This is a genomic window from Methylobacterium fujisawaense (assembly GCF_014138435.1).
Lineage (GTDB): Bacteria > Pseudomonadota > Alphaproteobacteria > Rhizobiales > Beijerinckiaceae > Methylobacterium > Methylobacterium fujisawaense.
This window is the reverse complement of the sequence record NZ_JACJIM010000006.1, coordinates 45,961-70,908: the sequence shown is the minus strand read 5'-3', so window position 1 is coordinate 70,908 and position 24,948 is coordinate 45,961. Positions and strand designations below refer to the sequence as shown.

The window sequence follows — 24,948 nt, the reverse complement described above, 5'->3', positions numbered from 1 at the left end:
CTCGTGATCCTCCCCGGGGAGAGGCCCGCCGATGAACGGTGCCGGCACCCGCGCGTCAACGCCGCCGGCCGGATCCGGTCCCGATCGCCGCCCGGTGACGCGTCCGCGCCACGCCGGCCCCCGGTGGCCGCCGCGCTCCGGCGGGCGGGCGCGATCACCGTTGCGCCCGGCGCGCCGGCATGCTCCGTCCGGCGGACATGCCTACGCTCTCACGCCCGTCGCCGCTCGCGGCCGGCGCCCTTCCGGCGCTGTTCATCCCGATCTGGGCCACGGGTTTCATCTCCGCCCGGGCGGTGGTGCCGCACGTGGATCCGCTGGCCTTCACGGCAATCCGCTTCACGGCCGTCGCCCTGGTGCTGGCGCTGATCGCCACGGCCTCCCGGGTGCGCTGGCCCGGGGACCGGGCGGGCTGGCGCGACCCCGTCATCGCGGGCTTCCTGATGCAGGGGGTCTACCTGTCGGGGGTCTTCTGGGCGGTGAGCCACGGGCTGCCGGCCGGCATCGCCGCCCTCGTCGGCAGCCTCCAGCCGCTGCTCACCGCACTCCTGGCGCAGCCGCTGCTGGGCGAGCGCGTCAGCGGGCGGCGGGCCCTGGGCATCCTGATGGGCTTCGTCGGCACGGGCCTCGTGCTCGCCCCGAAGCTCGGGGCCACGGACCCGTCCGGGATCCCGCCGCTGGCGCTCGCCGTCAGCCTCCTGGCGGTGCTGGCGCTGACCCTCGGCACGCTCTGGCAGAAGCGCACCGGCGGCCGGGTCGATCTGCTGGCCGGCGCGACCCTCCAGTTCGTCGGCGGCATGGCCTGCGCCATCCCGCTGGCGCTGGCCTTCGGCAGCACCGCGTTCGACCCCGCCCCCGCCCTGTGGCTCGGCCTCGGCTGGGCGGTCCTGGTCAACTCGGTCGCGGGGATCCTGCTGCTGCTGGTGCTGATCCGGCGGGGGGCGGTGGCGGGCGTCGCCGCCCTGTTCTTCCTGGTGCCCCCGGTCGCGGCCGTGCTCGGCTACCTGCTGTTCGGCGAGGTGCTGACCCCGCTGCAGGGCGCCGGCATGGCGCTCGCCGCCCTCGGCGTGGCGGTGGCGAGCCGGGGCTGAGGCGCCGGGCCTGCGACGGAAGGCGCGGAAACCCTTCGGGGCTTCGCGGTTTGGTGCGCACGGGCCGGCACCGGGCGAGGCGAGGATGGACCAAGAACACCTGGATTCGGGCAAGCCCCGCGAGATCCGCCTCGCCCTCGACGCGATCCCGCTCGGCGGCAAGGCCGAGGGCAAGGCGGGCGACGACGCGGTGCTGTTCGTGCGCGACGCCGACGGCGTGCGCGCCTTCCAGGCCAAGTGCCCGCATCTCGGGGCGCCGCTCACCAAGGGCGAGATCTGCGGCGGTCGGCTCTACTGCCCCTGGCACAAGGCGGCCTTCGCCCTCGCCGACGGCAGCCTGGAGGAGCCGCCAGCGCTGGACGCGCTCACCCGCTATCCCGTCCGGATCGAGGGCGGCGAGGCGGTGGCGACGCTGGCCCCCGAGCCCGCTCCGGCCCGGCACGCCCGGACGCCCCTCGGACAGGTCCTGATCGTCGGCACCGGGGCGGCGGCGGCCGCCTGCATCACCACGCTCCGGCGCGAGGGTTTCGCGGGCGCGATCACGATGGTCGGCCGCGAGGGGCACCCGCCCTACGACCGGACCAAGCTGTCCAAGCAGTTCCTGGCCAAGCCCACCCCGGCGGAGAAGACCCTGCTGGAGCCGGATTTCTCCGCCGCCCACCAGGTCGAGCGGATCGAGGCCGAGGCGGTCCGGATCGATCCGGCGCGCCTCAGCGTCACCCTGGCGGACGGCCGGGTGCTCACCGGCGACGCGCTGCTGATCGCCACCGGCAGCCGCGCGGTGGTGCCGGACTTCGACGGCCGCGATCTCGACGGCGTGATGACGCTCCGCAGCCTCGACGATGCGGTGCGGCTCAGCGCCGCGGCGGAGCAGGCCAAGCGCGTGGTGGTGATCGGCGCGGGTTTCATCGGCCTGGAGGCCGCGGCCTTCCTGACCAAGCGCGGCCTGTCGGTGACGGTGCTGGCGCGGGAGGAGATCCCCTTCGCCAAGCGCTTCGGCGAGGCCGTGGGCGCGGCGCTGAAGCGCTACCACGCCGGCAACGGCGTGACCTTCGTGACCGGCAAGGTCGCGCGGATCGCCGGCACCGGCTCCGTCGAGGCCGTCGAGACCGCGGACGGCACGCGGCTGCCGGCCGATCTCGTGCTGATCGGCGCCGGCGCCGCGCCGGAGACCGGGATCGTCGCTGGGGTGGAGCCGGACGAGACCGGCGGCCTCCCGGTCGGCGCCGATCTGAAGCTCGCCGACAACGTCTGGATCGCCGGCGACATCGCGGCCTTCCCGGAGCGCGGCAGCGGCGTCACCGCCCGGATCGAGCACTGGCGTCTGGCGCAGCAGCACGGCACCCACGTCGCCCGGGCGATGCTGGGCGCCAGCGGCGCCTTCGCGGGCGCGCCGTTCTTCTGGAGCAACCAGGGCGACAAGCGCCTGGATTACGGCGGCTACGCGCCGGATTTCGATCGGATCATCCTGCAGGGCGATCCGGCGGCGCTGGACTTCATCGCCTATTATGTCCGCCAAGACCGGGCCGTGGCGGCCTGCAGCATCGGCCGCAACCCGGCCTTCACGGCGTTCCTGCACCTGCTGGGCGAGGGACGCGTGCCCAGCCCGGAGGCGATCGAGTCGGGTGCGGATCTCACCGCGCTGGTGTGACCCGCTCCGTCATCGCTATGCTCCGCTCGCGAGGACGGGCGTCCGGGCCGATGGAACCAGTTCCGGCGGCCCATCTTTCGGTAGACGCCGCCCGCCGTCTCGAGAGTCGGGCCCATACGGGAGGCCCCATGAACCAGATCATCGTCGTCGCGCTCATCTGCGCCGCCTCCGTCCAGGCCCCGGACTGCTCCCGCGAGACCGCCCTCGACGTGGTCACCGGGCCGGCCCACACGCTCCAGGAATGCCTCGTTCAGGGCCCGGTGCTGGCAGCCAGTACAGGCTTCAAGGGCGAGGACGGGGCCTACGTGAAGACGCGCTGCGAGCAGAGGCGCTGAGCCGGGCCCGGTCTGGCGAACAGCTTTCGGCAGGGCGGCGGACGGTTCATCAGTGTCGGGACCGACGCGTATCGCCGCACCGGCCCGGCCTTGACTTTCATGGGCTGCGCATCGGCCCGTGAGCTCCGGCCTTCAACTTGAGTTCAAGGCGAGCCAAACGAAATCTGCTTCGGCTCCGGCCCGCGACAGGTTAAAAGACCCGATCCAAGAAGACGCCACGCGAGCAGGAAACCATGTCCGCATCCCCCGCCATCCAGACCGAGCCGCAGGATATCGCCACCCTCGCCAGGGCCGCCGGCGAGAGCGTCAAGGCCCTCGTCGCGGAGGCGACCCGCCGGGTCCGCACGCGGATCCTCGGAACGGACGGGCGGATCGACGCGGCCAAGCTCGAGGGCGAGCAGCATGCCGCCCATGGGCTCGCATGGCTCGCGACCTACGCGGAGGCGGTCGCCGAACTCGGCGGCTACGCCGAGCGCCTCCAGGCCGAGGGCCGGTTCGGCGAGACCGAGTCGCTCCTCGTCCGGATCGGCGCCGGCGAGTATCTCGACCAGCTGTTCTCCGGCATCCCGATGAGCCAGGGCGAGATGGTCCGCCTCACCGGCTCGCTCGGCCTCTCTGGCAAGGAGGTGGCGCAGTTCCGCACCGACGCCGTCGAGACCCTGATCGCCGAGGGGAACACCCCCGAGAACCGCGCCGCCCTGGTGGCGCGGATGCGCGACGGCAGCGGCTCGGCCACGGTCGGCGCCTCGGGCCTCGACGAGGACATGGAGGCGATCCGCTCCGAGATGCGCCGCTTCGGCAAGGCCGAGGTGGTCGATCAGGCGCACGAGTGGCACCTGAAGAACGCCTACATCCCGATGGAGATCGTCACCAAGATGGCCGAGCTCGGCGTCTTCGGCCTGACGATCCCGGAGGAATACGGCGGCATGGGCCTGCCGAAGACCGCCATGTGCGTGGTCTCGGAGGAGCTGTCGCGCGCCTATATCGGCGTCGGCTCGCTCGGCACCCGCTCGGAGATCGCCGCTGAGCTGATCCTGTGCGGCGGCACCGAGGAGCAGAAGCAGCGCTTCCTGCCCAAGATCGCCAGCGGCGACATCCTGCCCACGGCCGTCTTCACCGAGCCGAATACCGGCTCCGACCTCGCCTCGCTCCGCACGCGGGCGGTGAAGGACGGCGACAGCTGGAAGATCACCGGCAACAAGACCTGGATCACCCACCCGGTCCGCGCCGACATCATGACGGTGCTCGTCCGCACCAAGCCCGAGGAGAAGGGCCACAAGGGCCTCTCCATGCTGATCGCCGAGAAGCCCCGGGGCACCGACGCGGAGCCGTTCCCGGTCCAGGGCCTGTCGGGCGGCGAGATCGAGGTGCTCGGCTACCGGGGCATGAAGGAGTACGAGCTCGCCTTCGAGGGATTCGAGGTGCCCGCCGGCAACCTGCTGGGCGAGGTCGAGGGCAAGGGCTTCGCCCAGCTGATGCAGACCTTCGAATCGGCCCGCATCCAGACCGCGGCCCGGGCCATCGGCGTCGCCCAGTCGGCCCTCGACGTCGGCCTGCGCTACGCCGAGGAGCGGGTCCAGTTCGGCAAGGCGCTGGTCAACTTCCCGCGGGTCGCCGACAAGCTCGCCATGATGGCGGTGGAGATCAACATCGCCCGCCAGCTCACCTATTTCTCGGCCCGCGAGAAGGATGCCGGCAAGCGCTGCGACCTGGAAGCCGGCATGGCGAAGCTGCTGGGCGCCCGCGTCGCCTGGGCGGCGGCCGACAACGCCCTGCAGATCCACGGCGGCAACGGCTTCGCGCTGGAATACCCGGTGAGCCGGATCCTGTGCGACGCCCGCATCCTCTCGATCTTCGAGGGCGCCGCGGAGATCCAGGCCCAGGTGATCGCCCGCCGGTTGCTCGAGGCGGCCTGAAAATCGAGCTCAAACTGGGGAATAGTACGTATCATGGGATTATAAGTCGGCTCATGAACCCGGCTTAAACGAAGTCCCAGCTTCCTGGCCCCCGGTGAACAACTGGGGCGGCTCGGTGACCGCGCACGACGACGACGGACAGACGGGCCGCAACATCCTTCGGCGCTGGCAGGATTGCCGGACGCCGGGGGCACCGATCCCGTCCTACGAGGCCGTCGTGCTCGGGAGCCTCGGCCGCCTCGCCGACCGGGCCGCCCTGGTGACCACCCGGAACGGCCAGGCCGCCCGGATCCTCTGGGCGGGCCAGGAGTTCGGCGCCTGGCTCGCGCAAGGGTCGGAAGGCCCGTCGGCGGAACCCTGTCCCAGCGAGACCGTCCCGGTCGACGCGCTCCCGATCGAGCTGCGCGAGCCCGTCGGCGAGATGGTCGCGGCCGCCCTCGGATCCGGCCAGCCCGCCTACAGCCGGTGCGATCGCCTGGATGCCGGCGTCGTGACCTCGACCCGCCTCGTCGGTGTGCCCCTCGACAACCGCTGGGGCGAGCCGTTCGTGCTGATCGGGTTCGACGGGGCGAGCGTCCGGACCGAACTCGTCCAGGCGATGTTCACCGCCACCGACCAGGGGATCCTGGCCCTCAGCACGATCCGTGACGCGGCGGGCCACCCGATCGATTTCAAGATCGTCGCCCTCAACCGCGGCGCCGAGCGCCTCCTGGAGCGGCCCGCCGCGGTCCTGCAATGGCAGCGCATCGGCCAGCTCTTCCCGGGGGCGATCACCGCGCGGACGATCGCGACGCTCGCCGCCATGGTCGAGCGGGGCGGGCGCTCCGCCTTCGAGCTGAGCCGCCCCCGGTCCGACGGCGGCACGCTCTACCTCAAGGTCGAGGCGGGCTGCGTCGGCGATCTCCTCTCGGTCACCATGACGGATGTCGGCGACATCAAGGCCCGGGAGGCCTCGTTCCGGCTCCTGTTCGAGAACAACCCGGTCCCGATGTGGGTCGTGGCCGACGCGCGCGACCGCTTCCTGGCGGTCAACGACGCGGCCGTCGCCCATTACGGCTACAGCCGCGAGCAGTTCCTGAGCCGGGCGCCGGCCGATCTCGCCATGCCCCCCGACGCGGCGCCGGGGCTCGGCCTGCCGCCCACCGGCGCCCTCCACCAGCGCGCCGACGGCTCGGCGATCGAGGTCTCCCTGTTCCAGCGGGCGATGCCGTTCGAGGGGCGGCAGGCCGTGCTCGAAGCCGCCATCGACATGACGGAACGCCGGAGGGCCGAGGCCCGCATCGCCCACATGGCGCACCACGACGCGCTCACCGGGCTGCCGAACCGCGTGCTGTTCCGGGACCGCCTCGCCGAGGCGATCTCCCGCCACGCCCGGGACGGGGAGGCGGCGGTGCTGCTCTGCCTCGACCTCGACAAGTTCAAGATCGTCAACGACACGCTGGGCCATCCGGTCGGCGACGCGCTCCTGCGCGAGGCGGCCGAGCGGATCGCCGGCTGCCTGCGCAAGGACGACCTCGTGGCCCGGCTCGGCGGCGACGAGTTCGCCATCCTGGTAGGGGGGATGGATCTCCCGGCCCTGGCCGACGGGCTGATCGCCCGGGTGATCGCCGAACTCGGCCGGCCCTTCCGCCTGGACGGCCAGGATTGCCATATCGGCACCAGCATCGGGGTCGCCTGCCTGCCGCGGGACGGCACCGATCCCGAAACCCTGATGAAGAACGCCGACCTCGCCCTGTACCGGGCGAAGGCCGAGGGCGGCGGCACCTTCCGGTGCTTCGAGCCGGAGATGGATGCCTGGGTGCAGGCACGGCGGCGGCGCGAGAACGAACTGCGCGAGGCCTTCGCCCGCGGCCAGTTCTCGCTGGTCTACCAGCCGCTGATGGATGCCCGTTCCGACCGGATCCTGGCCTTCGAGGCGCTGCTGCGCTGGTCCCATCCGGACCACGGCCCGGTTTCGCCGGCCGAGTTCGTGCCACTGGCCGAGGAGACCGGCCTGATCGTCCCGATCGGCGCCTGGGTGATGCAGACCGCCTTCGCGGAGGCGGCGACCTGGCCGGAGGCGATCCGCCTCGCCGTGAACCTCTCCCCGATCCAGTTCCGCAACCGCAGCCTGGTCGAGACCGTGCGCGGCGCCCTCGCGACCTCGGGCCTCGACCCGCGGCGCCTCGAGCTGGAGATCACCGAATCGGTCCTGCTCGCCGACAGCGCCGCCAATCTCGCGACCCTGCATGAGCTGCGGGCCCTGGGCATCCGGATCGCGATGGACGATTTCGGCACCGGCTATTCGAGCCTCGGCTACCTGCGCAGCTTCCCCTTCGACAAGATCAAGCTCGACCGCTCCTTCGTGAGCCAGGTCGGCGAGAACACCCATTGCACGGCGATCGTGCGGGCGGTGGCGAGCCTGGGCGCCAGCCTCGGCATCGCCACCACCGCCGAAGGGGTGGAGACCGTCGAGCAGCTCGCGATGCTCCGCGCGGAGGGCTACGACGAGGTCCAGGGCTTCCTGTTCAGCCGTGCGGTCCCGGGGCCCGAGGCCCGCAGCCTGATCGACCGCGGGCGGGAGCCGGTCCCGGACGACCGGGCGGCCTGACGGCCGCCCGGCCGGTGCAGGCCCGGGGGCCTACTTGGTGATCTTCACCGACACCGGATCGCTCGACGGGAAGGTCTCCTCCAGGGCCTCGTCCAGGCGCTCGTTCAGCTTCTCCTGCTTGTTGTCGGGGTTCTTGGCGTCGCCCGGCTTGGCGCTGCCCTGCTGGAAGCCCGGCTTGGCTTCGTTCGGCTTGTTGTGGGTCTCGGCCATGTCGCTCACTCGTCCGTGACGGAGGCACGCAAGGGTGCTGGTGGGCATCAACGCGAGGGACGGCGGGTGTTTCCGATCTTTCCGGCGGCCGCATGGGCTTTCCGGTCGAAGCGTCCGGCCCATGGCCTCGCCGGCGTCACCCGCGCGGCGTCGGGATCCGCGGCAGCGCGACGGGCAGCGCGACGGGCGGCGCGGCGCCGACGGGCTGGCTCCGCGTCCCGCGCACGGACGGCCGAACCGGCGGCAGGGTCAGGTGGTCGCGAGCGGCCGATCAACCGGGCTCAGGCCCCTCCTGCGGGCGGTGGCCCCGCGCATCACCGTCTCGTAGACGCCCTCGAGGCGGTCGAGATGGGCGTCGAGGCTCAGGGGCGCCGTCCAGTAGCGGTCGTGGGCGGCCCGGCCCATCCGGGCGGCGAGGCCGTCGTCGGTCAGGCGGCGCAGATGGGCGGCGAGCGCCTCCGGATCGCCGGAGCGGAACCAGAACCCGGTCTCGCCATCGATCACCGCCTCCCGCCCCGCGCAGGCATCGCTGACGATCACCGGCGCCCCGCAGGCCAGGGCCTCGTAGACGGTGAGCGGCTGGCCCTCGTACCAGACGCTCGGGAAGACCAGCGCCCGGGCTTGGCGCATCAGCGCCTGTACGCCGGCGGCGTCGCGCCAGCCGAGCATGACGGCCTCGGGATGGCGCGCCGCGAGATCGGCCCGCTGGGGGCCGTCGCCGACGAAGACCGCCCGCACCCCCGCGCGCCTGGCCGCGTCCGCGAAGATCGGCGCGCCCTTCTCGGTGGAGATCCGCCCGACGAACAGGAAGTCGCCCGGCGCGCCTTCCCGCAGGGGCGCCTGCACCACCGCGATCGGGTTGTCGACCCGGTGGAACACGGTGCCGGGGGGCATCAGCGGCCGGACGACGCTTTCCTGCAGATCGCTGATCGTGACGACGTGGGCGAACAGATCCGGCAGCCGGGCCACGTGGGCGAGGCCGGCATGGCGGACCATCCGGGCCACCTTGCGCGGGTAGCTGCGTGCGTCGCAATGCGCCGCGATGCAGGCGGCCGACATCGGGGTCCGATGGCAGATCCGCTGCTCCGGATAGGCGTAGAAGCCGCCGGTGGGGCAGACGAGGAAGAACTCGTGCATCGTGTAGAGGCACGGCAGCCCGGAGGCCCGGATCGCCGGGCCGATCGACGGCGACAGCGCCTTGGCGAAGGCGTGGACGTGGACGAGGGTGTCCCGGGGGTCGCAGGCGGCGAGTTCCCGCGCGAGGGCGCGGCGCGCCGCACCGTTCCAGATCGCCTGGGCGGCGAAGGCCAGTTTGCTGCGCGCCGTGGTGACGTCGTCCTGCTCCAGGCAGACCACCCGGATGCCGGCGGGCTCCAGCCGGGGGTCCACCGGGCCGACCGCGGCGAACAGGCTGACGCGGATCCCCCGGGCGGCGAGCCCCAGGGCGGATTCGATCGCGACCTTGGCCTGGCCGCCGTTGATCGCGGCGTGGTCTGCGACGAGGACGACGTGCACGTCAGGAATTCCGCCGCTCTGATCCGGGGCAGAGATCTGTATCCGGCCGCGGTTGATCCCCCGTAAACCGCTCTCCTTCATCCTCCCGGCTCCCGAGACCGACGCGATCCCCGGGAGGGACACCGTGCATGTCGTGATCCTGGCCGAGTTCGCGGCCGCCAGCGGCGGGGCCGAGAAGGTGGCGCTGGAATCGGCCCGCGGGCTCGCCGAGGCCGGTCTCGCCGTCACCTACATCCAGGCGATCTCGGGGGCCGTCGATCCGCTCCTCGACCATGCCGGGATCCAGCGGATCGATCTCGGCCTGCCCGACATCTGGTCGCTCGGTGCCGCGCGGGCGGCCGCCGCCGGGATCTGGCACGCCGCCGCCGCCCGCCGCCTCGCCGCGGCCCTCGCCGGCCTCGCCGCGCCGCCGGACTGTATCCACCTGCACCAATGGACCCGGACCCTGTCGCCGGCGATCGTTCCGGTCCTGTCGAAGACCGGGGTGCCGCTGGTCGTCACGCTGCACGACTACGCCCTGGCCTGCCCGAACGGCGTCTATTACCGCTTCGACCGGGCCGAGCCCTGCGGGCTCGCCCCCCTGTCGGCCGCCTGCCTCGCGGCGCCCTGCGATCCCCGCAGCCGGGGGCACAAGCTCGTGCGGGTCGCCCGTGCCGCGGCGATGCGGCAGGTCGTCGGTCGGGCCAGCCGGCACCATCCGCTGCACGTCGTCCATGTCTGCGACGCCAGCCGGCAGCGGCTGGGCGCTCTGCTCGGCGGCTACGCCCTCACGCATCATCGGATCGACAACCCCGTCCGGCTTCCGGAGGGGCCCGCGGCCGCGCCCGCCCGCGGCGACGCGATCGCCTATGTGGGGCGCCTGACCCGCGAGAAGGGCGCCGACCTCGTGGCCGACGCCGCGCGGAGGGCCGGACTTCCGGCCCTGTTCATCGGCGCCGGCCCCCTGGAGGCGGAGCTGCGTGCCCGGGACGGCGTGGAGGTGATCGGATGGCAGAGGCCCGAGGCGGTCTGGGCTACGCTCCGGACCCGCGCCCGGGCGCTGGCGGCGCCGTCGCGCTGGTACGAGACCGGCCCGCTCACCGTCTACGAGGCGCTGGCGGCCGGCATCCCGGTCGTGGCCTCCGACCGCTCCGGCGCCGCCGAGAAGGTCCGGCACGGCCGGACCGGATTCGTGCTCGCACCGGAGGTCGGGCCCCTCGCCGAGGCCTTCACGGCGCTCCGGGACGACGCCCTGGCGGCGTCGCTCGGGGCGGAGGCCCGCAGGCTCTTCCGCACCGCGCCGATGGGCCTGGACGCCCATGCGGCGGCGCTCCGGGGGCTCTACGCCCGTCTGTCCGGAGCCGCGGCTGGTGCGATGCAGCATCCGGATTCGCTGGCCCAGCCGCGATGATCCGAGGCGGCCCGGCCCGTCTGGTATACCACAAGCATTCACGATCCGTTCGTGCCGCTCTGGACAGGCAGATCGTTTTTTGCGAAGCGGCCTCTTGCCGGGATCGGCAATCTTGGCCGATCGGATAAATGGCGCAGCTTGCACGCCATCTGCTATCGGGGCTGCAGCCGCGATGCGATGACTGTGCGAGATCATCGGATCTGCATTTTATCGGGCTTCCGGGTCCTGCATGGCCCCCGAAGCATGCACTTGACTTCTTGTTGCGGTGCAACATATAGAAGCGCGTCAACGCGGACGCATCCGGCGTCCCGCTCCATGAATGTTGCTGGAGACATCGATGCAGACCCCGAACTTCGAGATCCCGACCGAGATGCGCGACTTCGCCGAGAAGAGCGTCGATCAGGCTCGGACCGCTGTCGGCACCATGATGACGAACGCCGTGAAGGTCGCCGAGCAGGTCCAGACCTCGGGTCAGACCTTCCAGTCGACCCTGACCGCCGCGGTCGCGAAGGGGTTTGATCACGCGCAGGCCAACGCCAACGCGACCTTCGACTTCGCCCAGAAGCTGGTGCGCACGAAGGATCTCCGCGAGGCGTTCGAGCTCCAGTCCGAGTTCGTCCGCAGCCAGTTCGCCGCGCTCCAGGCCCAGGCCAAGGATTACGGGGCCCTCGCCCAGAACGCCGCCGCCCGCTGAGGCCGGCGCGCCGTCCCCGATCCTCGATCGGGGACGCGATACGGGATCCGGAGGGCGCGCGGCGCCGACCGGATCCGAGGCTCTGACACCCGGGCGTCACGGGTCCGAGGCCGACACCGCGGGCGAGCCGGCTGCGCACGACCCTCCGGCCGCCGCTCCGTCAGGACGGCCTGACGCCGACAGGAGGAGATCGCGCGATGGGAAAGCCGCGTCGACCGAGGGGAGGCCGCCCCGCCGGATCACCCCAACCGCTCCGGAAGGCGCCGGCCCCGGCCGAGACCCGCCCTGCGCCGATCGCCGAGGACGCACCCGCGCCGGCGAGCGACGTTTCCGTCGAGACCCACGAGCCGCAGGCCGAGCCGGCCCAGGCGGCGTGCGCGGCGACCACCCCGGTCCTGCCCGAGACCGCCTCTGAGGTGCCGGCCGACGGGCCGGCCGATGGGCCGACCGAGACGGCCGCGCAGGCGGTCCCCGAAGCCGGTGCCGCGGCGGATATCGCCGTCCCGCCGATGCCGGACGCCGTCGACGTCCCAGACCGAATCGTCTTCACCCCCGACCGCTTCGATGTCGTCGAGATCGGCTCGACCATCGCCCGCTACGTGCGCGGCGAGGGCGAGGCGGCCCTGGCGCATCTGCGGGCGCTCTCGGGCGCCCGGTCGCCGGCCGAGGTGATTCGCCTGCAGGTCGGCGAGGTCCAGCGGGCCGCCGACGCGTCCCTGACCTGCTGGGTCACGGTCATCGGTCAGACGAGCCGCGTGGTCGCGTACCGCTGAAGCGGCGCGGGACTTGTCGCATCCCGGCAACACGGGCGCCCGGATCGAACCGGCGGCGGCAACCGTCCGTTAACCAAGTCGGTCCCATGCCGTAACGGAGGGCACGGGAAACGACACCGGACCGATGCCGAACTGCGCGCGCCTGATCCGTACCGCATGGCTTCGCCTGGCCGTGGCGCTTCTGCCGGCCCTGGCGGGAGCGCCGGTTGCCGCGCAGAACGGCGAGAAGCCCGCCGTCGCCATCGGGGCCGACCTCGCGAGCCAGGCCGGCGGCACGCGCCTGACCCTGACCCTGTCCCGGGCCGTCGAGGCCCGCGGCTTCGTGATGGAGCGGCCGGACCGGGCGGTGATCGACCTGCCCGAGGTCAACTTCCAGCTGGAATCCGGGACCGGCAGCCGCCGCGACGGGCTCGTCCAATCCTTCCGCTACGGCCTGTTCGCCCCAGGCCGCTCCCGCATCGTGATCGACCTCACCGCCCCCGCCACCGTCGGCAGGATCGAGTCGGTGACGCGGGCCCGCGACGGCGCGGTGCTGCTCACGATCCCGCTCCAGCGCGCCGACCGCGACGCCTTCCGCAAGGCCGCGGCCGCCGCGGATCCCGCCCCCGCCCAGGCCCGCAGCGCCCCGCCGGAACCGACCGACCAGCGCCCGCTGATCATGGTCGATGCCGGCCACGGCGGCACCGATCCCGGCGCCATCGCGGTGGGCGGCGTGTTCGAGAAGGATATCGTGTTCGGCTTCGCCCAGGCGCTGGTGGAGAAGCTGGAGGCGGCCGGGCGCTACCGGGTCCGGATGACCCGCGACCGGGACGTGTTCGTGCCCCTCGCCGACCGGGTGCGCCTCGCCCGCGAGGCCAAGGCCGACCTGTTCGTGTCGATCCACGCGGATTCGATCTCGGCGGCCCCCCAGGTGCGGGGCGCCACGATCTACACCAATGCCGAGAAGGCCACGGACGCCGAATCCGCCAAGCTCGCGGAGCGCGAGAACCGGGCCGACGCCGCCGCGGGCGCCGACGCCGCCGAGGCGCCGCCGGACATCGCCGACATCCTGCAGGAGCTGACCCTGCGCGAGACCCGCGGCTTCTCGTCGGGCTTCGCCCGCACGCTGATGGGCCAGCTCGCCCCCGTGATCGAGATGAGCGCCAAGCCCCACCGCGAGGCGCGCTTCGTGGTGCTGCGCTCCCCCGACGTGCCGAGCGTGCTGGTGGAGCTGGGCTATCTCTCCAGCAAGCGCGACCTGGAGATGCTGCAATCGCCGGAGTGGCGGGCGGGCGTCACCGGCTCCATGGCCAAGGCGATCGATCTGTTCTTCACCAACCGCGCCACCCTGGGGCGTCCGACGGTCATGCGCCGCTCGGCCGCTGTCGCCCCAGTTTCACCATAGAATGCGTGTCGATACGGGACGTCCGAACGCCCCGTCGCACCGCCGTCGAAACCGGCATTCCGAAGGGGCCTGACGGGAGCATCCGGGGGCTGACCGCATCGAGAGCGGACGCACGCGCCGGATGAGCCGATTCCGGCATTCGGCCGGGCCAGCGACGAGCGGAACACCGGATGCGTCTGATCCTTCGTTTCTTCGGGATCCTGTTCAGCGCTGGCGCGGTGCTGTTCGTGGTCGGCGCGGCGGTGGGCGGGTACTTCTACTGGAAGTACAGCCAGGACCTGCCCGACCACGCGGCGCTCGCCAATTACGAGCCGCCGGTGATGACCCGCGTCCACGCGGCGGACGGTTCGCTGCTCGCCGAATATGCCCGCGAGCGCCGGCTGTACCTGCCGATCCAGGCGATGCCCAAGATCGTCGTCGCGGCCTTCCTGTCGGCCGAGGACAAGAATTTCTACAAGCACGGCGGCATCGACCCCGAGGGGATCGTGCGCGCCTTCCTGACCAACGCCAAGTCGGGCAAGCGGCAGGGCGCCTCGACCATCACCCAGCAGGTCGCCAAGAACTTCCTGCTCTCCTCCGAGCAGACCTACGACCGCAAGATCAAGGAGGCGCTGCTGGCGCTCCGGATCGAGGCGGCCTACTCGAAGGACAAGATCCTCGAGCTGTACCTCAACGAGATCTTCCTCGGCACGATCGTGCCGGGCCGGAACCTCCACGGCGTGGCGGCAGCGGCGTTGGATTACTTCGGAAAATCGGTCCACGAGCTGACCATCAACGAGGCGGCCTACCTCGCCGCCCTGCCGAAGGGGCCGAACAACTACCACCCCTACCGCAAGACCCAGGCGGCGCTGGACCGCCGCAACGAGATCATCCGCCTGATGGCGGAGAACGGCTACATCACCAAGGAGGAGGCGGATTCCGCCAAGAAGATGCCGCTCGGCGTCAACCCGCGCGTCGCCTTCCCGAACGCCGCCAACGCCAACTACTTCACCGAGGAGGTCCGCCGCGAGATCTCCGAGCGCTACGGCGAGAAGAAGCTCTACGAGGGCGGCCTCTCGGTGCGCACGACCCTCGATCCGAAGATGCAGGGCTGGGCCCGCAAGGCGCTGGTCGACGGCCTCGTGCGCTACGACCAGGCCCATGGCTGGCGCGGGCCGGTCACCAAGGTCGACCTGACCGGGCGCGACTGGGGCATGGCGGCGGCCGAGGTTCCGGCGCTGGGCGACGTGGCACCGTGGCGCCTCGCCGTGGTGCTGGGCAATGGCGGCGGCGGCGTGCAGATCGGCCTGCAGCCCAAGCGCGAGGCCTCCGGCCAGGTGGTCAAGGACCGCGAGACCGGCGTGATCACGCCCGAGGGCATGCGCTGGGCCGGCCGCGCCAATCTCCAGCCCGGCGACATGGTCTATGTCGAGGCGATGGATGGCGGCCGCGGCCAGTTCCGCCTGCGCCAGAAGCCCGAGGTCTCCGGCGCCATCGTGGCCATGGACCCGAATACGGGCCGGGTGCACGCGATGGTCGGCGGCTTCTCGTACGACGAATCCGAGTTCAACCGCGCCACCCAGGCGATGCGCCAGCCCGGCTCCTCGTTCAAGCCGATCGTCTACTCGGCGGCGCTGGATAACGGCTACACGCCCGCCTCGATCATCCAGGACACCCCGATCACCATCGAGGCCGGCCCCGGCCAGGAGGCCTGGACGCCCTCGAACTACGACGGCAAGTCCGGCGGCCCCCACACCCTGCGCTACGGCATCGAGCACTCGAAGAACCTGATGACGGTGCGGCTCGCCAAGGATGTCGGCATGCCGCTCATCGCCGAGTACGCCCGCCGCTTCGGCGTCTACGACGACATGCTGCCGGTTCTTCCGATGTCGCTGGGCGCGGGCGAGACGACGGTGATGCGCATGGTCACCGCCTACTCGATGCTGGCCAATGGCGGCCGGCGCATCCGGCCGACCCTGATCGACCGGATCCAGGACCGTATCGGCGAGACCATCTATCGTCACGACAACCGCAAATGCATCGGCTGCGACGCCGAGAAGTGGTCCGGCCAGGACGAGCCGAAGCTGGTGGACGATTCCGAGCAGGTGCTCGACCCGCTGACCGCCTACCAGATGGTCTCGATCATGGAGGGCGTGGTCCAGCGCGGGACCGCGACGATCCTGAAGCAGATCGGCAAGCCGCTCGCCGGCAAGACCGGCACCACCAACGACGCCAAGGACGCGTGGTTCGTGGGCTTCTCGCCGGATCTGGCGGTCGGCATCTATATCGGCTTCGACAAGCCGCGCTCGCTCGGCGACCGCGCCACCGGCGGCGGGCTGGCGGCGCCGATCGCCCTGGAGTTCCTCAAGACCGCCCTCAAGGACAAGCCGCCGACGCCGTTCCGCGTGCCCCCGGGGATCAAGCTGATCCGCATCAATCTCGCCAGCGGCACCCGTGCGGGGTCCGGCGAGGGCGCCGGGACCATCCTGGAGGCGTTCAAGCCCGGTACCGCACCGGCGGATTCCTACGTGGCGCCGTCGTCCTCGGGCGGCGGCCAGGCGGCCGCCCCCGCGGCTGTCCCGGCCGATCCCGACCGGGCCGCGCAGGCCGGCGGATTGTACTAAGGCGACCGGTCCCGGCTCGCGCTCCGCTCAAGTCGGGTCTGCCCAAGTCGAGTCTGCTCAGGTCGAGTCTGCCCAGGTCGGGTCCGCCCGGCCTGGGCTTTCTGTTGCGGATCCCGAGCGTGCGCAGCGCCGACGCCGGAGCGGCGTTCTGAAACCGCGGCATGGCCTCGACGAGGGTCACGGATCCGGCCTCATCCTGTCCCCCTCCCGCGTGGGATCAGGGTGCCTGCCCTGGACGATTCAGGGTCCGTGCCGTGGCTCCGGGGCGCGGCAGCGGCCGTGCGCGGTCCGGAAGACGTGGCTCGCGCGATCCGCGCACCGGCATCCGCGCAGAAAAAAGCCGCCCCGGATGGAGCGGCTCGAAGAGTCATCAGGGAGGCATCAAAACAGAGCGGACGAACATGTCCAACTCGACATCCAGATCACTGGATGCCTCTTTATGCCCCGGAAACCTTAATCGGTAGTTAAGACAAATCTTCGGCCGGTGATCTCAGGCCGCCAGACTGTCGAACAGGCCGCGCCCGTCGGTTCCGCCGATCAGGTCTTCGACGAAGTTCTCCGGGTGCGGCATCATCCCGAGCACGTTCCCGGTCTCCGACAGGACGCCCGCGATGGCGTTGAGGGAGCCGTTGCGGTTGGCCTCCACGGTGATGGCGCCGGTGGCGTCGCAGTACCGGAAGGCGACCCGGCCCTCGCCTTCGATCCGCGCCAGCGTCTCGGGATCGGCGAAGTAATTGCCTTCCCCGTGGGCGACGCAGACGTCGATGACCTGACCCGGGGCGTAGGCGCTGGTGAAGCGGGTGTCGGTGCGCTCGACCCGGAGCGTCTGGCGGTGGCAGATGAAACGCCGGTCGACGTTGCGCATCAGCACGCCGGGCAGAAGGCCGGATTCGCACAGGATCTGGAAGCCGTTGCAGATGCCGAGCACGAGTCCGCCGCGCGCCGCGTGGGCCCGCACCGCATCCATGGCGGCGGCCCGGCCGGCGATGGCGCCGCAGCGCAGGTAGTCGCCGTACGAGAAGCCGCCGGGCAGCACGGCGAGGTCGGTGCCGGCGGGCAGTTCGTGGTCCGCGTGCCAGACGAGGCTCACCTGCGCGCCGGATCGCCGCAGGGCCCGGACGACGTCCGATTCGCGGTTGGAACCCGGGAAGACGACGACCGCGGCGTGCATCAGAGGATCTCGATCGCGTAATTCTCGACGACGGTGTTGGCCAGGAGCTTCTCGCAGGCCGTGCGCAACGTCGCCTCCGCGGCGGCGCTGTCGACCGCCGAGACCTCGATGTCGAAGACCTTGCCCTGCCGGACGCCGTCGACGCCCTCGATGCCGAGGGATCTGAGTGCGGCCTCGATCGCCTTACCCTGCGGGTCCAGCACACCGGTCTTCAGGGTGACGATGATACGGGCTTTCATGGATCTTCGGGTCTCACGCGTGTCCGGGACGGGAGTGTGACCTGCGACATCGTCACACAGACCGCCGCGGACCGCTTCTAGCAGGAAGGCCGCCGAACTGTCGAACACCCCGCACGCATGGGGATAATTCCGGTATTCGGTGCAACTTGACGAATATTTCTAGAGCAGGCGCACTCGCTCAGCGATGCGTGGCCGGGCTCCGCAGCGGCTCGATGCTGGTGGCCCGGCGCCAGAGCTGGAGCATGACCCAGGCCGCGAACAGGCTGAACACGCCCATCAGGACGTGTCCCACCCGCTCGCCGAGATCGAAGATGCCCGCGATGGCCCAGCCCGCCGCGATGGCCACGGCGAACACCTCGGTGCCGACGAGGACCATCATGCTGATGATGGTGATGGCGTTGCGCCCGTTCACGAGATCCGCCCTCGAATCGATTTCGCGTCCCGGACGTGCCGTCCGGGACGCGCGCAGCTAGCCCGGAGCGGCCGCGTGATGCAACCGACGGGACGGATCCCGCGTCAGCGCGGCGCGCGCTTGGCCAGGATCCGCTGCAGGGTCCGCCGGTGCATGTTGAGGCGCCGGGCGGTCTCGCTCACGTTCCGGCTGCACAGCTCGTAGACGCGCTGGATGTGCTCCCAGCGGACCCGGTCCGCCGACATCGGGTTCTCCGGCGGGTCGGCCCGCTCGCCCGGCTGCGCCATCAGCGTGCCGTGGATCTCGTCGGCATCGGCGGGCTTGGCGAGGTAGTCGAAGGCGCCGAGCTTCACCGCGGTCACCGCCGTGGCGATGTTGCCGTAGCCGGTCAGGATCACGCCCCGGGCCTCGGGACGGCGCTCCTTGAGGCGGGCGATCACGTCCAGGCCGTTGCCGTCGCCCAGGCGCATGTCGATCACCGCGAAGGCGGGGGCGCGCGCCTCGACGGCCGAGACGCCGTCCGCGACGCTGTCGGCCACCTGCACGTGGTAGCCGCGGCTCTCCATGGCGCGGGCGAGGCGGGTCTGGAAGGGCTTGTCGTCGTCAACGATCAACAGGCTGCGGTCGGAGAAGGCGGCCAGCGGATCGGCATCGTCGATCACGGCGGGGTTGGTCGCCGCCACAGTCCCGGGCTGCGTGAGCATCCGACACTCCTTTTGGGTTTTCGTCGTCGGGTTCTTGGTCTGTGCCTCATATAGGTACGGCATCGCGCGGTGGCAGGGGGGCGCGGATACTGAGTTCCGGAGAATGTCGCGGCGCCGCCCCCCGCTCGAAGATGTGGCGGGCCCAGGAGACCCGCACGATCGCCCCATGGGCGTCCGGAGCGGCGACGTTCATCAGGGCGAGCTGCGCCCCCGAGCGCTCGATCAGGGTCTTGGCGATGAACAGGCCCAGGCCGAGCCCGGCCCCCACGGTCTCGCCGGATTGCGGCCGGTCGTGGCTGCGGGTCGTGACGTAGGGCTCGCCGGCCCGCAGCAGCACCTCGCTGGAGAAGCCCGGCCCGTCGTCGCGGATCTCGATCCAGACCCGGTCGGGCGTCCAGCGCCCCTCGACGGAGACGCGGGCCTCGGCGAAGTCCACGGCGTTGTCGAGGATGTTGGCGAGGCCGAACATGACGCCCGGGTTGCGGCGGCAGGCCGGCTCCGGGCCGTCGCCGGCGCTGGTGACGTCGAGGGCGGCGCCCAGCGCCCGCTGGGGCGCCACCAGCTCCTCCACGAGGTGGCTGAACGTGACCGTCTCCAGGAAGCCGACCCCGTCCCCGTCGAGGGAGGTCAGCTTGCCGAGGATGCCGCGGCAGCGGTCGACCTGCTCGCGCAGCAGGTTGAGATCCTCCGCCACCGCCGGCGAGGCGGTGGGGCCGAGCTGGCGGATCAGCTCCTTGGTCACCACCATGATGGTGCCCAGCGGCGTGCCCAATTCATGGGCAGCGGCGGCCGCCAGCCCGTCGAGCTGCGACAGGTGCTGCTCGCGGGCGAGCACGAGTTCGGTGGCGGCGAGCGCCTGGGCGAGGAGCCGCGTCTCCTCCGCCACCCGCCACGCGTAGACGCCCGTGAAGGCGGTGCCGAGCAGGATCGCCGTCCAGACGCCGGAGACGTACAGGAACGGCAGCTCGATCCGCCCGTCGGCGAACCAGGGCAGGGGCCGGTGCACCAGGGCGAGCAGGGTCGCGAGCCCCACCGCCAGGAGCCCCAGCGCCAGCGTCCGCTCGGGCGGGAGGGCGGTCGCGGAAATCAGCACGGGGGCGAGGAACAGCAGCGAGAACGGATTCTGGAGCCCGCCGGTGAGGAACAGCAGAGCCGCGAGCTGCACGATGTCGAAGGCGAGCAGCAGCGCGGCCGAATCGTCGCTGAGACGGTAGCTCGCCGGGAAGCGGATCCGCAGGGCGAGGTTCAGCCAGGACGAGGTGGCGATCACCAGGAAGCACCAGCCGAAGGGGAGCGGCAGGCCGAGGCCGAACTGCGCCCCGACCACCGCCGCGCTCTGGCCCGTGACGGCGAGCCAGCGGAGGCGGACGAAGGTGTCGAGCCGCAGGTGTCGGGCGTCGCGGCCGAGGCCGCTGAGATCGGTATCGGGCATGCTGTGTTTCGATGCGTCGCCGGACGGACCCGACCGGCCCGGCTTCTCGCGGATCCCCACCGCATGACGCGGTGGCGGGGATCCCGGCAAGCCGACCCGGACAAGTCGTCGCTGGTGAACGTGGTCACAGGCAAGTCGCCGCGGCTCCGGGATGTTCCACCGGCGTTCAGGGTGGAGCATTATCCTACCGATTCGGGTTGCAGGGGACGGGCCGTGCGGCGCAATGCCGGCGGCCGGACCGAGACCGCGAGGTGACGATGCTGCTGGCCTATTCGATGTACGAGGGCGCCCGCGCCCTGATGGCGCCCGCCCGCGTTGCCGCCGATCTGACGCGCTACGGGCTGCAGCTGCCGGGCAACCCCCTGGCCTACGGCCCCTATGCCCGCGCGGTGAGCGCCGGCTGCGAGATGTTCGAGCGCGTCACCCGCCAGTACGGCAAGCCCGCCTTCGGCTTCACCGAGACGGTCGTCGACGGCGCGCCGGTCCCGGTCACCGAGCGGGTGGTCTGGGAGCGGCCGTTCTGCCGCCTGATCGCCTTCGACCGCGCCTTCCCGACGCCCCCCGCTGAGGCGCAGCCCAAGCTGCTGATCGTCGCGCCGATGTCGGGCCACTACGCCACGCTCCTGCGCGGCACCGTCGAGGCGATGCTGCCGAACCACCGGGTGTTCGTCACCGACTGGACCGATGCCCGGATGGTGCCGCTGTTCGCGGGCCAGTTCGACCTCGACGATTACATCGACTACCTGCAGGAGATGTTCGCCGTCCTCGGGCCGGACCTGCACGTCATGGCGGTGTGCCAGCCGGCGGTGCCGGTCTTCGCCGCGGTGGCGCTGATGGAGGCGGCCGACGAGCCGGCGGTGCCGACCTCCATGACCCTGATGGGTGGCCCGATCGACACCCGCCGCTCGCCCACCGCGGTGAACTGCCTCGCGCAGGAGCGCGGCCAGGCGTGGTTCGAGCAGAACACGATCAGCCTCGTGCCGCCGATCTACCCGGGGGCGTGGCGCAGGGTCTATCCGGGCTTCCTGCAGCTGTCGGGCTTCATGGCGATGAACCTCGACCGGCACGTCACCGCCCATTCGGACATGTTCGACCACCTGGTGAAGGGCGACGGCGATTCGGCCGAGAAGCACCGCGAATTCTACGACGAGTACCTCGCCGTGATGGACCTGACGGCCGAGTACTACCTCCAGACCGTGCAGACCGTGTTCGTCGACCACGCCCTGCCCACGGGCCGGATGCGCCACAGGGACACACCGGTCGATCTCGGAGCCATCCGCCGCTGCGCGATCCTCGCGGTCGAGGGCGAGAACGACGACATCTCCGGCGTCGGCCAGACCAAGGCGGCCCTGGACCTCACGCCGAACCTGCCCGACGCCCGCAAGGCCTACCATCTCCAGGCCGGCGTCGGCCATTACGGCGTGTTCAACGGCTCCCGCTACCGGGCGGTGATCGCCCCCCGCATCGCCGCCTTCATCCGCGCCATGCAGGCGGTGCCCGGCACGCGGGGCAGCCACCTGCGGCAGGTGGGCTGAGGCGTTACGTCCAGCCTCCGCCCGCCGCGCTCGGGACAGGCGCGACGGGCCCCGTCCCCTGCGGGCGACGATGCTCACACGGCTCCGACCGCTGCGCGCCGCGCAGTGAGGCCGCACCGGCTCTGGCGAAGTCTCGCCCTGCGCCCGCGCGCGAAAAAATCCCCCGCCGATCCTGAATACATAACGCAGTGATGGCCGGACTGGCGCGGGGCTTGCGAGATGCGCCCCGTGACCTGGATTCGCGCAAGCACCGCCCGCGCAAGCACCGCCTGCGCCCAGCCCGACTCCGTCCCCAGACCGGTGGTCGCGCGGGCGCTTGCCCGAGCTCCATTGTCACGCCGGGCCATTGCGCCCCTGCTTAAGAATTGTTCAAACTCGCCCGCAAGGTGTGGGCCGGCGCTTCGGGCCTGAGACCCGCACCGCCAGGGAGAAGACGATGGACCGCAGGACGTTCCTGAAGGGCTCGGCCGCGCTCGGGCTGGCGGCACCGCAGATCGCGCGGCCGGCCCTGGCGCAGGGCGCGAAGGTGCTGCGCTTCGTGCCGCAGGCGAACCTCGCCAATTTCGACCCGATCTGGGGGACCCAGTACGTGGTGCGCAACGCCGGCACCCTCGTCTGGGACATGCTCTACGGCGTCGACGCGCAGCTGAAGCCGCAGCGCCAGATGGTCGAATCCGAGGAGGTCTCGGGCGACAAGCTGACCTGGACCTTCCGGCTGCGCCCCGGCCTCAAGTGGCACGACGGCGAGCCGGTGCTGGCCAAGGACGTGGTGGCGAGCCTCACCCGCTGGATGGCCCGGGACCCGATCGGCCTGATGATCCGGGGAATCCAGGACGACCTCGCGGCGACCGACGACAAGACCTTCCAGTGGCGCCTGAAGAAGCCCTTCCCGAAGCTGCTCTACGCGCTCGGCAAGACTAACGCGCCGATGGCCCTGATGATGCCGGAGCGGATCGCCAAGACCGACCCGTTCACGCAGATCTCCGAATATGTCGGCTCGGGCCCGATGAAGTTCGTCCGCAACGAGTGGGTGCCGGGCGCCCGGGCGGTGTTCGAGACCTTCACCGAATACAAGCCCCGCGACGAGCCGAATTCCTGGCTCGCGGGCGGCAAGCGCATGCTGGTCGACCGGGTCGAGTGGGTGATCATGCCGGACGCCGCCACCGCCTCGGCGGCCCTGCAGAACGGCGAGGTCGACTGGTGGGAGAACCCGATCTCCGACCTCGTCCCGCTGCTGCGCAAGAACAGCAACCTCAACGTCGATATCGCCGACCCGCTGGGCAATGTCGGCTCGTTCCGGATGAACCACCTGCACCCGCCCTTCGACAATCCGAAGATCCGGCAAGCGGTCATGACCGCGATGAGCCAGGAGGATTACATGCGGGCGATCGTCGGCGACGACGACAGCCTGTGGAAGAAGCTGCCGGGTTTCTTCACGCCGGGGACGCCCCTCTACAGCGAGGCGGGCGGCGGCAACGTCGGCAAGGGCGACATCAAGCTCGGCCAGAAGCTGCTCAAGGAAGCCGGCTACAAGGGCGAGCCGGTGGTCTGCATCGTGGCGCAGGACCAGGGAATCACCAAGGCGCAGGGCGACATCACCGCCGATCTCTTGAAGCAGATGGGCTTCAACGTCGACTTCGTCGCCACCGACTGGGGCACCACCGGCACACGCCGGGCCTCCAAGGCGCCGCCGTCCCAGGGCGGCTGGAACATGTTCCACACGTGGCATGCGGGCGCCGACTGCATCAACCCGGCGGGCTACCCGGCGGTGCGGGCGAGCGGCGACAAGGCGTGGTTCGGCTGGCCGAACATCCCGCCGGTGGAGACGGCCATCGCCGAATGGTTCGACGCCGCCGACCCGGCCGCCGAGAAGGCCGCCATCGACAAGGTCAACGCCGCCGCCTGCGAGGGCGTGGTCTACGTCCCGACCGGGTTCTTCCTCGGCTACCAGGCGTGGCGGAAGAACGTCTCGGGCATCGTGAAGGGGCCGATCCCGTTCACCTGGGGCGTGTCGAAGGCGTGATGGGGCGGGTGGTGATCATGCCGGCGAACGCGACGCGTTCTCCCTCCCCCCTCTGCGGGGGAGGGTGGCCCTCGCGTCAGCGAGGGTCGGGAGAGGGGAGCGACGATGCAGGATCGGGCTTCGCCCTTCATGCAGGCCGCGCCCCTTCCGGAAGCCGGGTTCCCCTCTCCCGACCCCCTTCGGCTGCCACCCTCCCCCGCAGAGGGGGGAGGGGGTGCGGCGGCGCCCGCCGCGCCCTTCGTCCCACGGCCTAGCGAGGACCCATGCTCGGCTATATCGGCAGGCGCATCCTCGCCACCATCCCGGTCATGGCGGTGGTCGGGCTGTTCGTCTTCAGCCTCCTCTACTTCGCCCCCGGCGATCCGGCGGCGATCATCGCGGGCGACCAGGCGACGCCCGACGACGTCGCCCGGATCCGCGCCACGCTGGGCCTCGACCGGCCGTTCCTGGTGCGGTTCTGGGAATGGTCCTGGCAGATCCTCCACGGGGATCTCGGCACCTCGATCTTCACCAACCTGCCGGTCACCACCATGATCGGCCAGCGGGTGCAGCCCACCGTCTCGCTGATGCTGGTCACCCTGGTCTTCGCCATCGTGGTGGCGGTGCCGCTCGGCGTCGTCGCCGCCTGGAAGGCCGGCAGCCTGATCGACCGCCTCGTGATGGGCCTCGCCGTGACGGGCTTCTCGGTCCCGGTCTTCGTGGTCGGCTACGTGCTCGCCTACGTCTTCGCCCTCGAACTCGGCTGGCTGCCCGTGCAGGGCTACACGCCGATCGAGCAGGGCCTGTGGCCCTGGCTGTCCAACCTGATCCTGCCGGCGGTGACGCTCGGCCTCGTCTACATCGCGCTGATCGCCCGGGTGACCCGGGCGACCATGCTCGACGTGCTCCAGCAGGATTACGTCCGCACCGCCCGGGCGAAGGGGCTGGGGCAGGGGCCGGTCCTGTTCGTCCACGCCCTCAAGAACGCCGCGGTGCCGATCGTCACCGTGATCGGCATCGGCATCGCCCTGCTGATCGGCGGCGCGGTGGTGACCGAGACGGTCTTCGCAATTCCCGGACTCGGGCGCCTCACCGTCGATGCGATCCTGCGGCGCGACTACCCGGTCATCCAGGGCGTCGTCCTGCTGTTCAGCTTCGTCTACGTGCTGGTGAACCTCGCCATCGACCTCTTCTACACCGTGCTCGACCCGAGGATCCGCTATTGACCGCGACCGTCGCGCCCTTCCCCAGCAGCGCCCCGCAGGCGGGGCCCCCGTCCGAGGCGACCGCCCCCAAGGCGCCCC

Annotated in this window: 20 protein-coding genes; 13 read left to right on the top strand and 7 right to left on the bottom strand. The window is 71.3% G+C overall.

The genetic code is table 11. The features are described from left to right. The first annotated feature begins 197 nt into the window (after nt 1-197). The 5 genes from GGQ91_RS19045 to GGQ91_RS19025 all read left to right on the top strand — a co-directional run bounded on the left by GGQ91_RS19045 (nt 198) and on the right by GGQ91_RS19025 (nt 7,580). Complete coding sequence (locus tag GGQ91_RS19045) at nt 198-1,088, top strand: DMT family transporter (RefSeq protein ID WP_403091422.1); 891 nt, start codon at nt 198-200, stop codon at nt 1,086-1,088. A gap of 85 nt (nt 1,089-1,173) precedes the next feature. Further along, nucleotides 1,174-2,739: an FAD-dependent oxidoreductase gene (locus GGQ91_RS19040; RefSeq protein WP_246410809.1), complete on the top strand. Its 1,566-nt coding sequence runs from the start codon at nt 1,174-1,176 to the stop codon at nt 2,737-2,739. 128 nt (nt 2,740-2,867) lie between these two features. Beyond that, entirely contained in the window at nt 2,868-3,074 is a 207-nt protein-coding gene (locus GGQ91_RS19035; RefSeq protein WP_043357188.1) for a hypothetical protein, read from the top strand. A gap of 233 nt (nt 3,075-3,307) precedes the next feature. Next, complete coding sequence (locus GGQ91_RS19030) at nt 3,308-4,990, top strand: acyl-CoA dehydrogenase family protein (protein WP_182592645.1); 1,683 nt, start codon at nt 3,308-3,310, stop codon at nt 4,988-4,990. A gap of 94 nt (nt 4,991-5,084) precedes the next feature. Further along, complete coding sequence (locus tag GGQ91_RS19025) at nt 5,085-7,580, top strand: EAL domain-containing protein (protein ID WP_182592644.1); 2,496 nt, start codon at nt 5,085-5,087, stop codon at nt 7,578-7,580. Between the two features lie 30 nt (nt 7,581-7,610). Here GGQ91_RS19025 and GGQ91_RS19020 read toward each other — a convergent pair whose 3' ends face one another. Together GGQ91_RS19020 and GGQ91_RS19015 are read right to left on the bottom strand one after the other, a co-directional pair. Beyond that, nucleotides 7,611-7,790 (bottom strand): hypothetical protein, encoded by a 180-nt coding sequence (locus GGQ91_RS19020; protein WP_043384781.1) that lies wholly within the window; start codon nt 7,788-7,790, stop codon nt 7,611-7,613. A gap of 249 nt (nt 7,791-8,039) precedes the next feature. Further along, on the bottom strand, nt 8,040-9,305 hold the full coding sequence (locus GGQ91_RS19015; protein ID WP_182592643.1) for a glycosyltransferase: 1,266 nt from the start codon (nt 9,303-9,305) through the stop codon (nt 8,040-8,042). A 124-nt stretch (nt 9,306-9,429) separates the two neighbouring features. Between GGQ91_RS19015 and GGQ91_RS19010 the strand changes: the two genes are divergently transcribed. The 5 genes from GGQ91_RS19010 to GGQ91_RS18990 all read left to right on the top strand — a co-directional run bounded on the left by GGQ91_RS19010 (nt 9,430) and on the right by GGQ91_RS18990 (nt 16,149). After that, nucleotides 9,430-10,695, top strand: a complete 1,266-nt coding sequence (locus GGQ91_RS19010) for a glycosyltransferase (RefSeq protein ID WP_179697448.1) — start codon at nt 9,430-9,432, stop codon at nt 10,693-10,695. A 337-nt stretch (nt 10,696-11,032) separates the two neighbouring features. Further along, nucleotides 11,033-11,389, top strand: a complete 357-nt coding sequence (locus tag GGQ91_RS19005) for a phasin (RefSeq protein ID WP_043357179.1) — start codon at nt 11,033-11,035, stop codon at nt 11,387-11,389. 197 nt (nt 11,390-11,586) lie between these two features. Then, on the top strand, nt 11,587-12,162 hold the full coding sequence (locus tag GGQ91_RS19000) for a phasin family protein (protein WP_043357177.1): 576 nt from the start codon (nt 11,587-11,589) through the stop codon (nt 12,160-12,162). A 124-nt stretch (nt 12,163-12,286) separates the two neighbouring features. After that, entirely contained in the window at nt 12,287-13,546 is a 1,260-nt protein-coding gene (locus GGQ91_RS18995) for an N-acetylmuramoyl-L-alanine amidase (RefSeq protein WP_043759637.1), read from the top strand. 170 nt (nt 13,547-13,716) lie between these two features. After that, the gene (locus tag GGQ91_RS18990; RefSeq protein ID WP_043350075.1) at nt 13,717-16,149 is read left to right on the top strand and encodes a penicillin-binding protein 1A; all 2,433 of its coding nucleotides are present in this window, start codon (nt 13,717-13,719) and stop codon (nt 16,147-16,149) included. A gap of 490 nt (nt 16,150-16,639) precedes the next feature. On the opposite strand, the gene purQ is transcribed toward GGQ91_RS18990, so the two are convergent. The 5 genes from purQ to GGQ91_RS18965 form a co-directional block, all read right to left on the bottom strand. After that, entirely contained in the window at nt 16,640-17,320 is a 681-nt protein-coding gene (gene purQ, locus GGQ91_RS18985; protein ID WP_043350073.1) for a phosphoribosylformylglycinamidine synthase subunit PurQ, read from the bottom strand. After that, on the bottom strand, nt 17,320-17,559 hold the full coding sequence (gene purS / locus GGQ91_RS18980; protein ID WP_043350071.1) for a phosphoribosylformylglycinamidine synthase subunit PurS: 240 nt from the start codon (nt 17,557-17,559) through the stop codon (nt 17,320-17,322). The genes purQ and purS overlap by 1 nt, the downstream gene beginning before the upstream one ends. Before the next feature lie 178 nt (nt 17,560-17,737). After that, nucleotides 17,738-17,971 carry a hypothetical protein gene (locus tag GGQ91_RS18975; RefSeq protein ID WP_043350069.1) on the bottom strand — a complete coding sequence of 78 codons (234 nt, stop codon included), beginning with the start codon at nt 17,969-17,971 and terminating at the stop codon, nt 17,738-17,740. A gap of 104 nt (nt 17,972-18,075) precedes the next feature. Further along, on the bottom strand, nt 18,076-18,675 hold the full coding sequence (locus GGQ91_RS18970; RefSeq protein WP_043350065.1) for an ActR/PrrA/RegA family redox response regulator transcription factor: 600 nt from the start codon (nt 18,673-18,675) through the stop codon (nt 18,076-18,078). Between the two features lie 46 nt (nt 18,676-18,721). After that, nucleotides 18,722-20,107: an ActS/PrrB/RegB family redox-sensitive histidine kinase gene (locus GGQ91_RS18965; protein ID WP_043350081.1), complete on the bottom strand. Its 1,386-nt coding sequence runs from the start codon at nt 20,105-20,107 to the stop codon at nt 18,722-18,724. A 257-nt stretch (nt 20,108-20,364) separates the two neighbouring features. Between GGQ91_RS18965 and GGQ91_RS18960 the strand changes: the two genes are divergently transcribed. The 3 genes from GGQ91_RS18960 to GGQ91_RS18950 all read left to right on the top strand — a co-directional run bounded on the left by GGQ91_RS18960 (nt 20,365) and on the right by GGQ91_RS18950 (nt 24,870). Next, nucleotides 20,365-21,642: a polyhydroxyalkanoate depolymerase gene (locus GGQ91_RS18960; protein ID WP_043350062.1), complete on the top strand. Its 1,278-nt coding sequence runs from the start codon at nt 20,365-20,367 to the stop codon at nt 21,640-21,642. Between the two features lie 436 nt (nt 21,643-22,078). Continuing rightward, nucleotides 22,079-23,665, top strand: coding sequence for an ABC transporter substrate-binding protein (locus GGQ91_RS18955; protein ID WP_182592642.1), 1,587 nt, complete (start codon nt 22,079-22,081; stop codon nt 23,663-23,665). Nucleotides 23,666-23,928: 263 nt separating this feature from the next. Next, nucleotides 23,929-24,870 (top strand): ABC transporter permease, encoded by a 942-nt coding sequence (locus tag GGQ91_RS18950; protein ID WP_043350057.1) that lies wholly within the window; start codon nt 23,929-23,931, stop codon nt 24,868-24,870. Nucleotides 24,871-24,948: the final 78 nt, after the last annotated feature.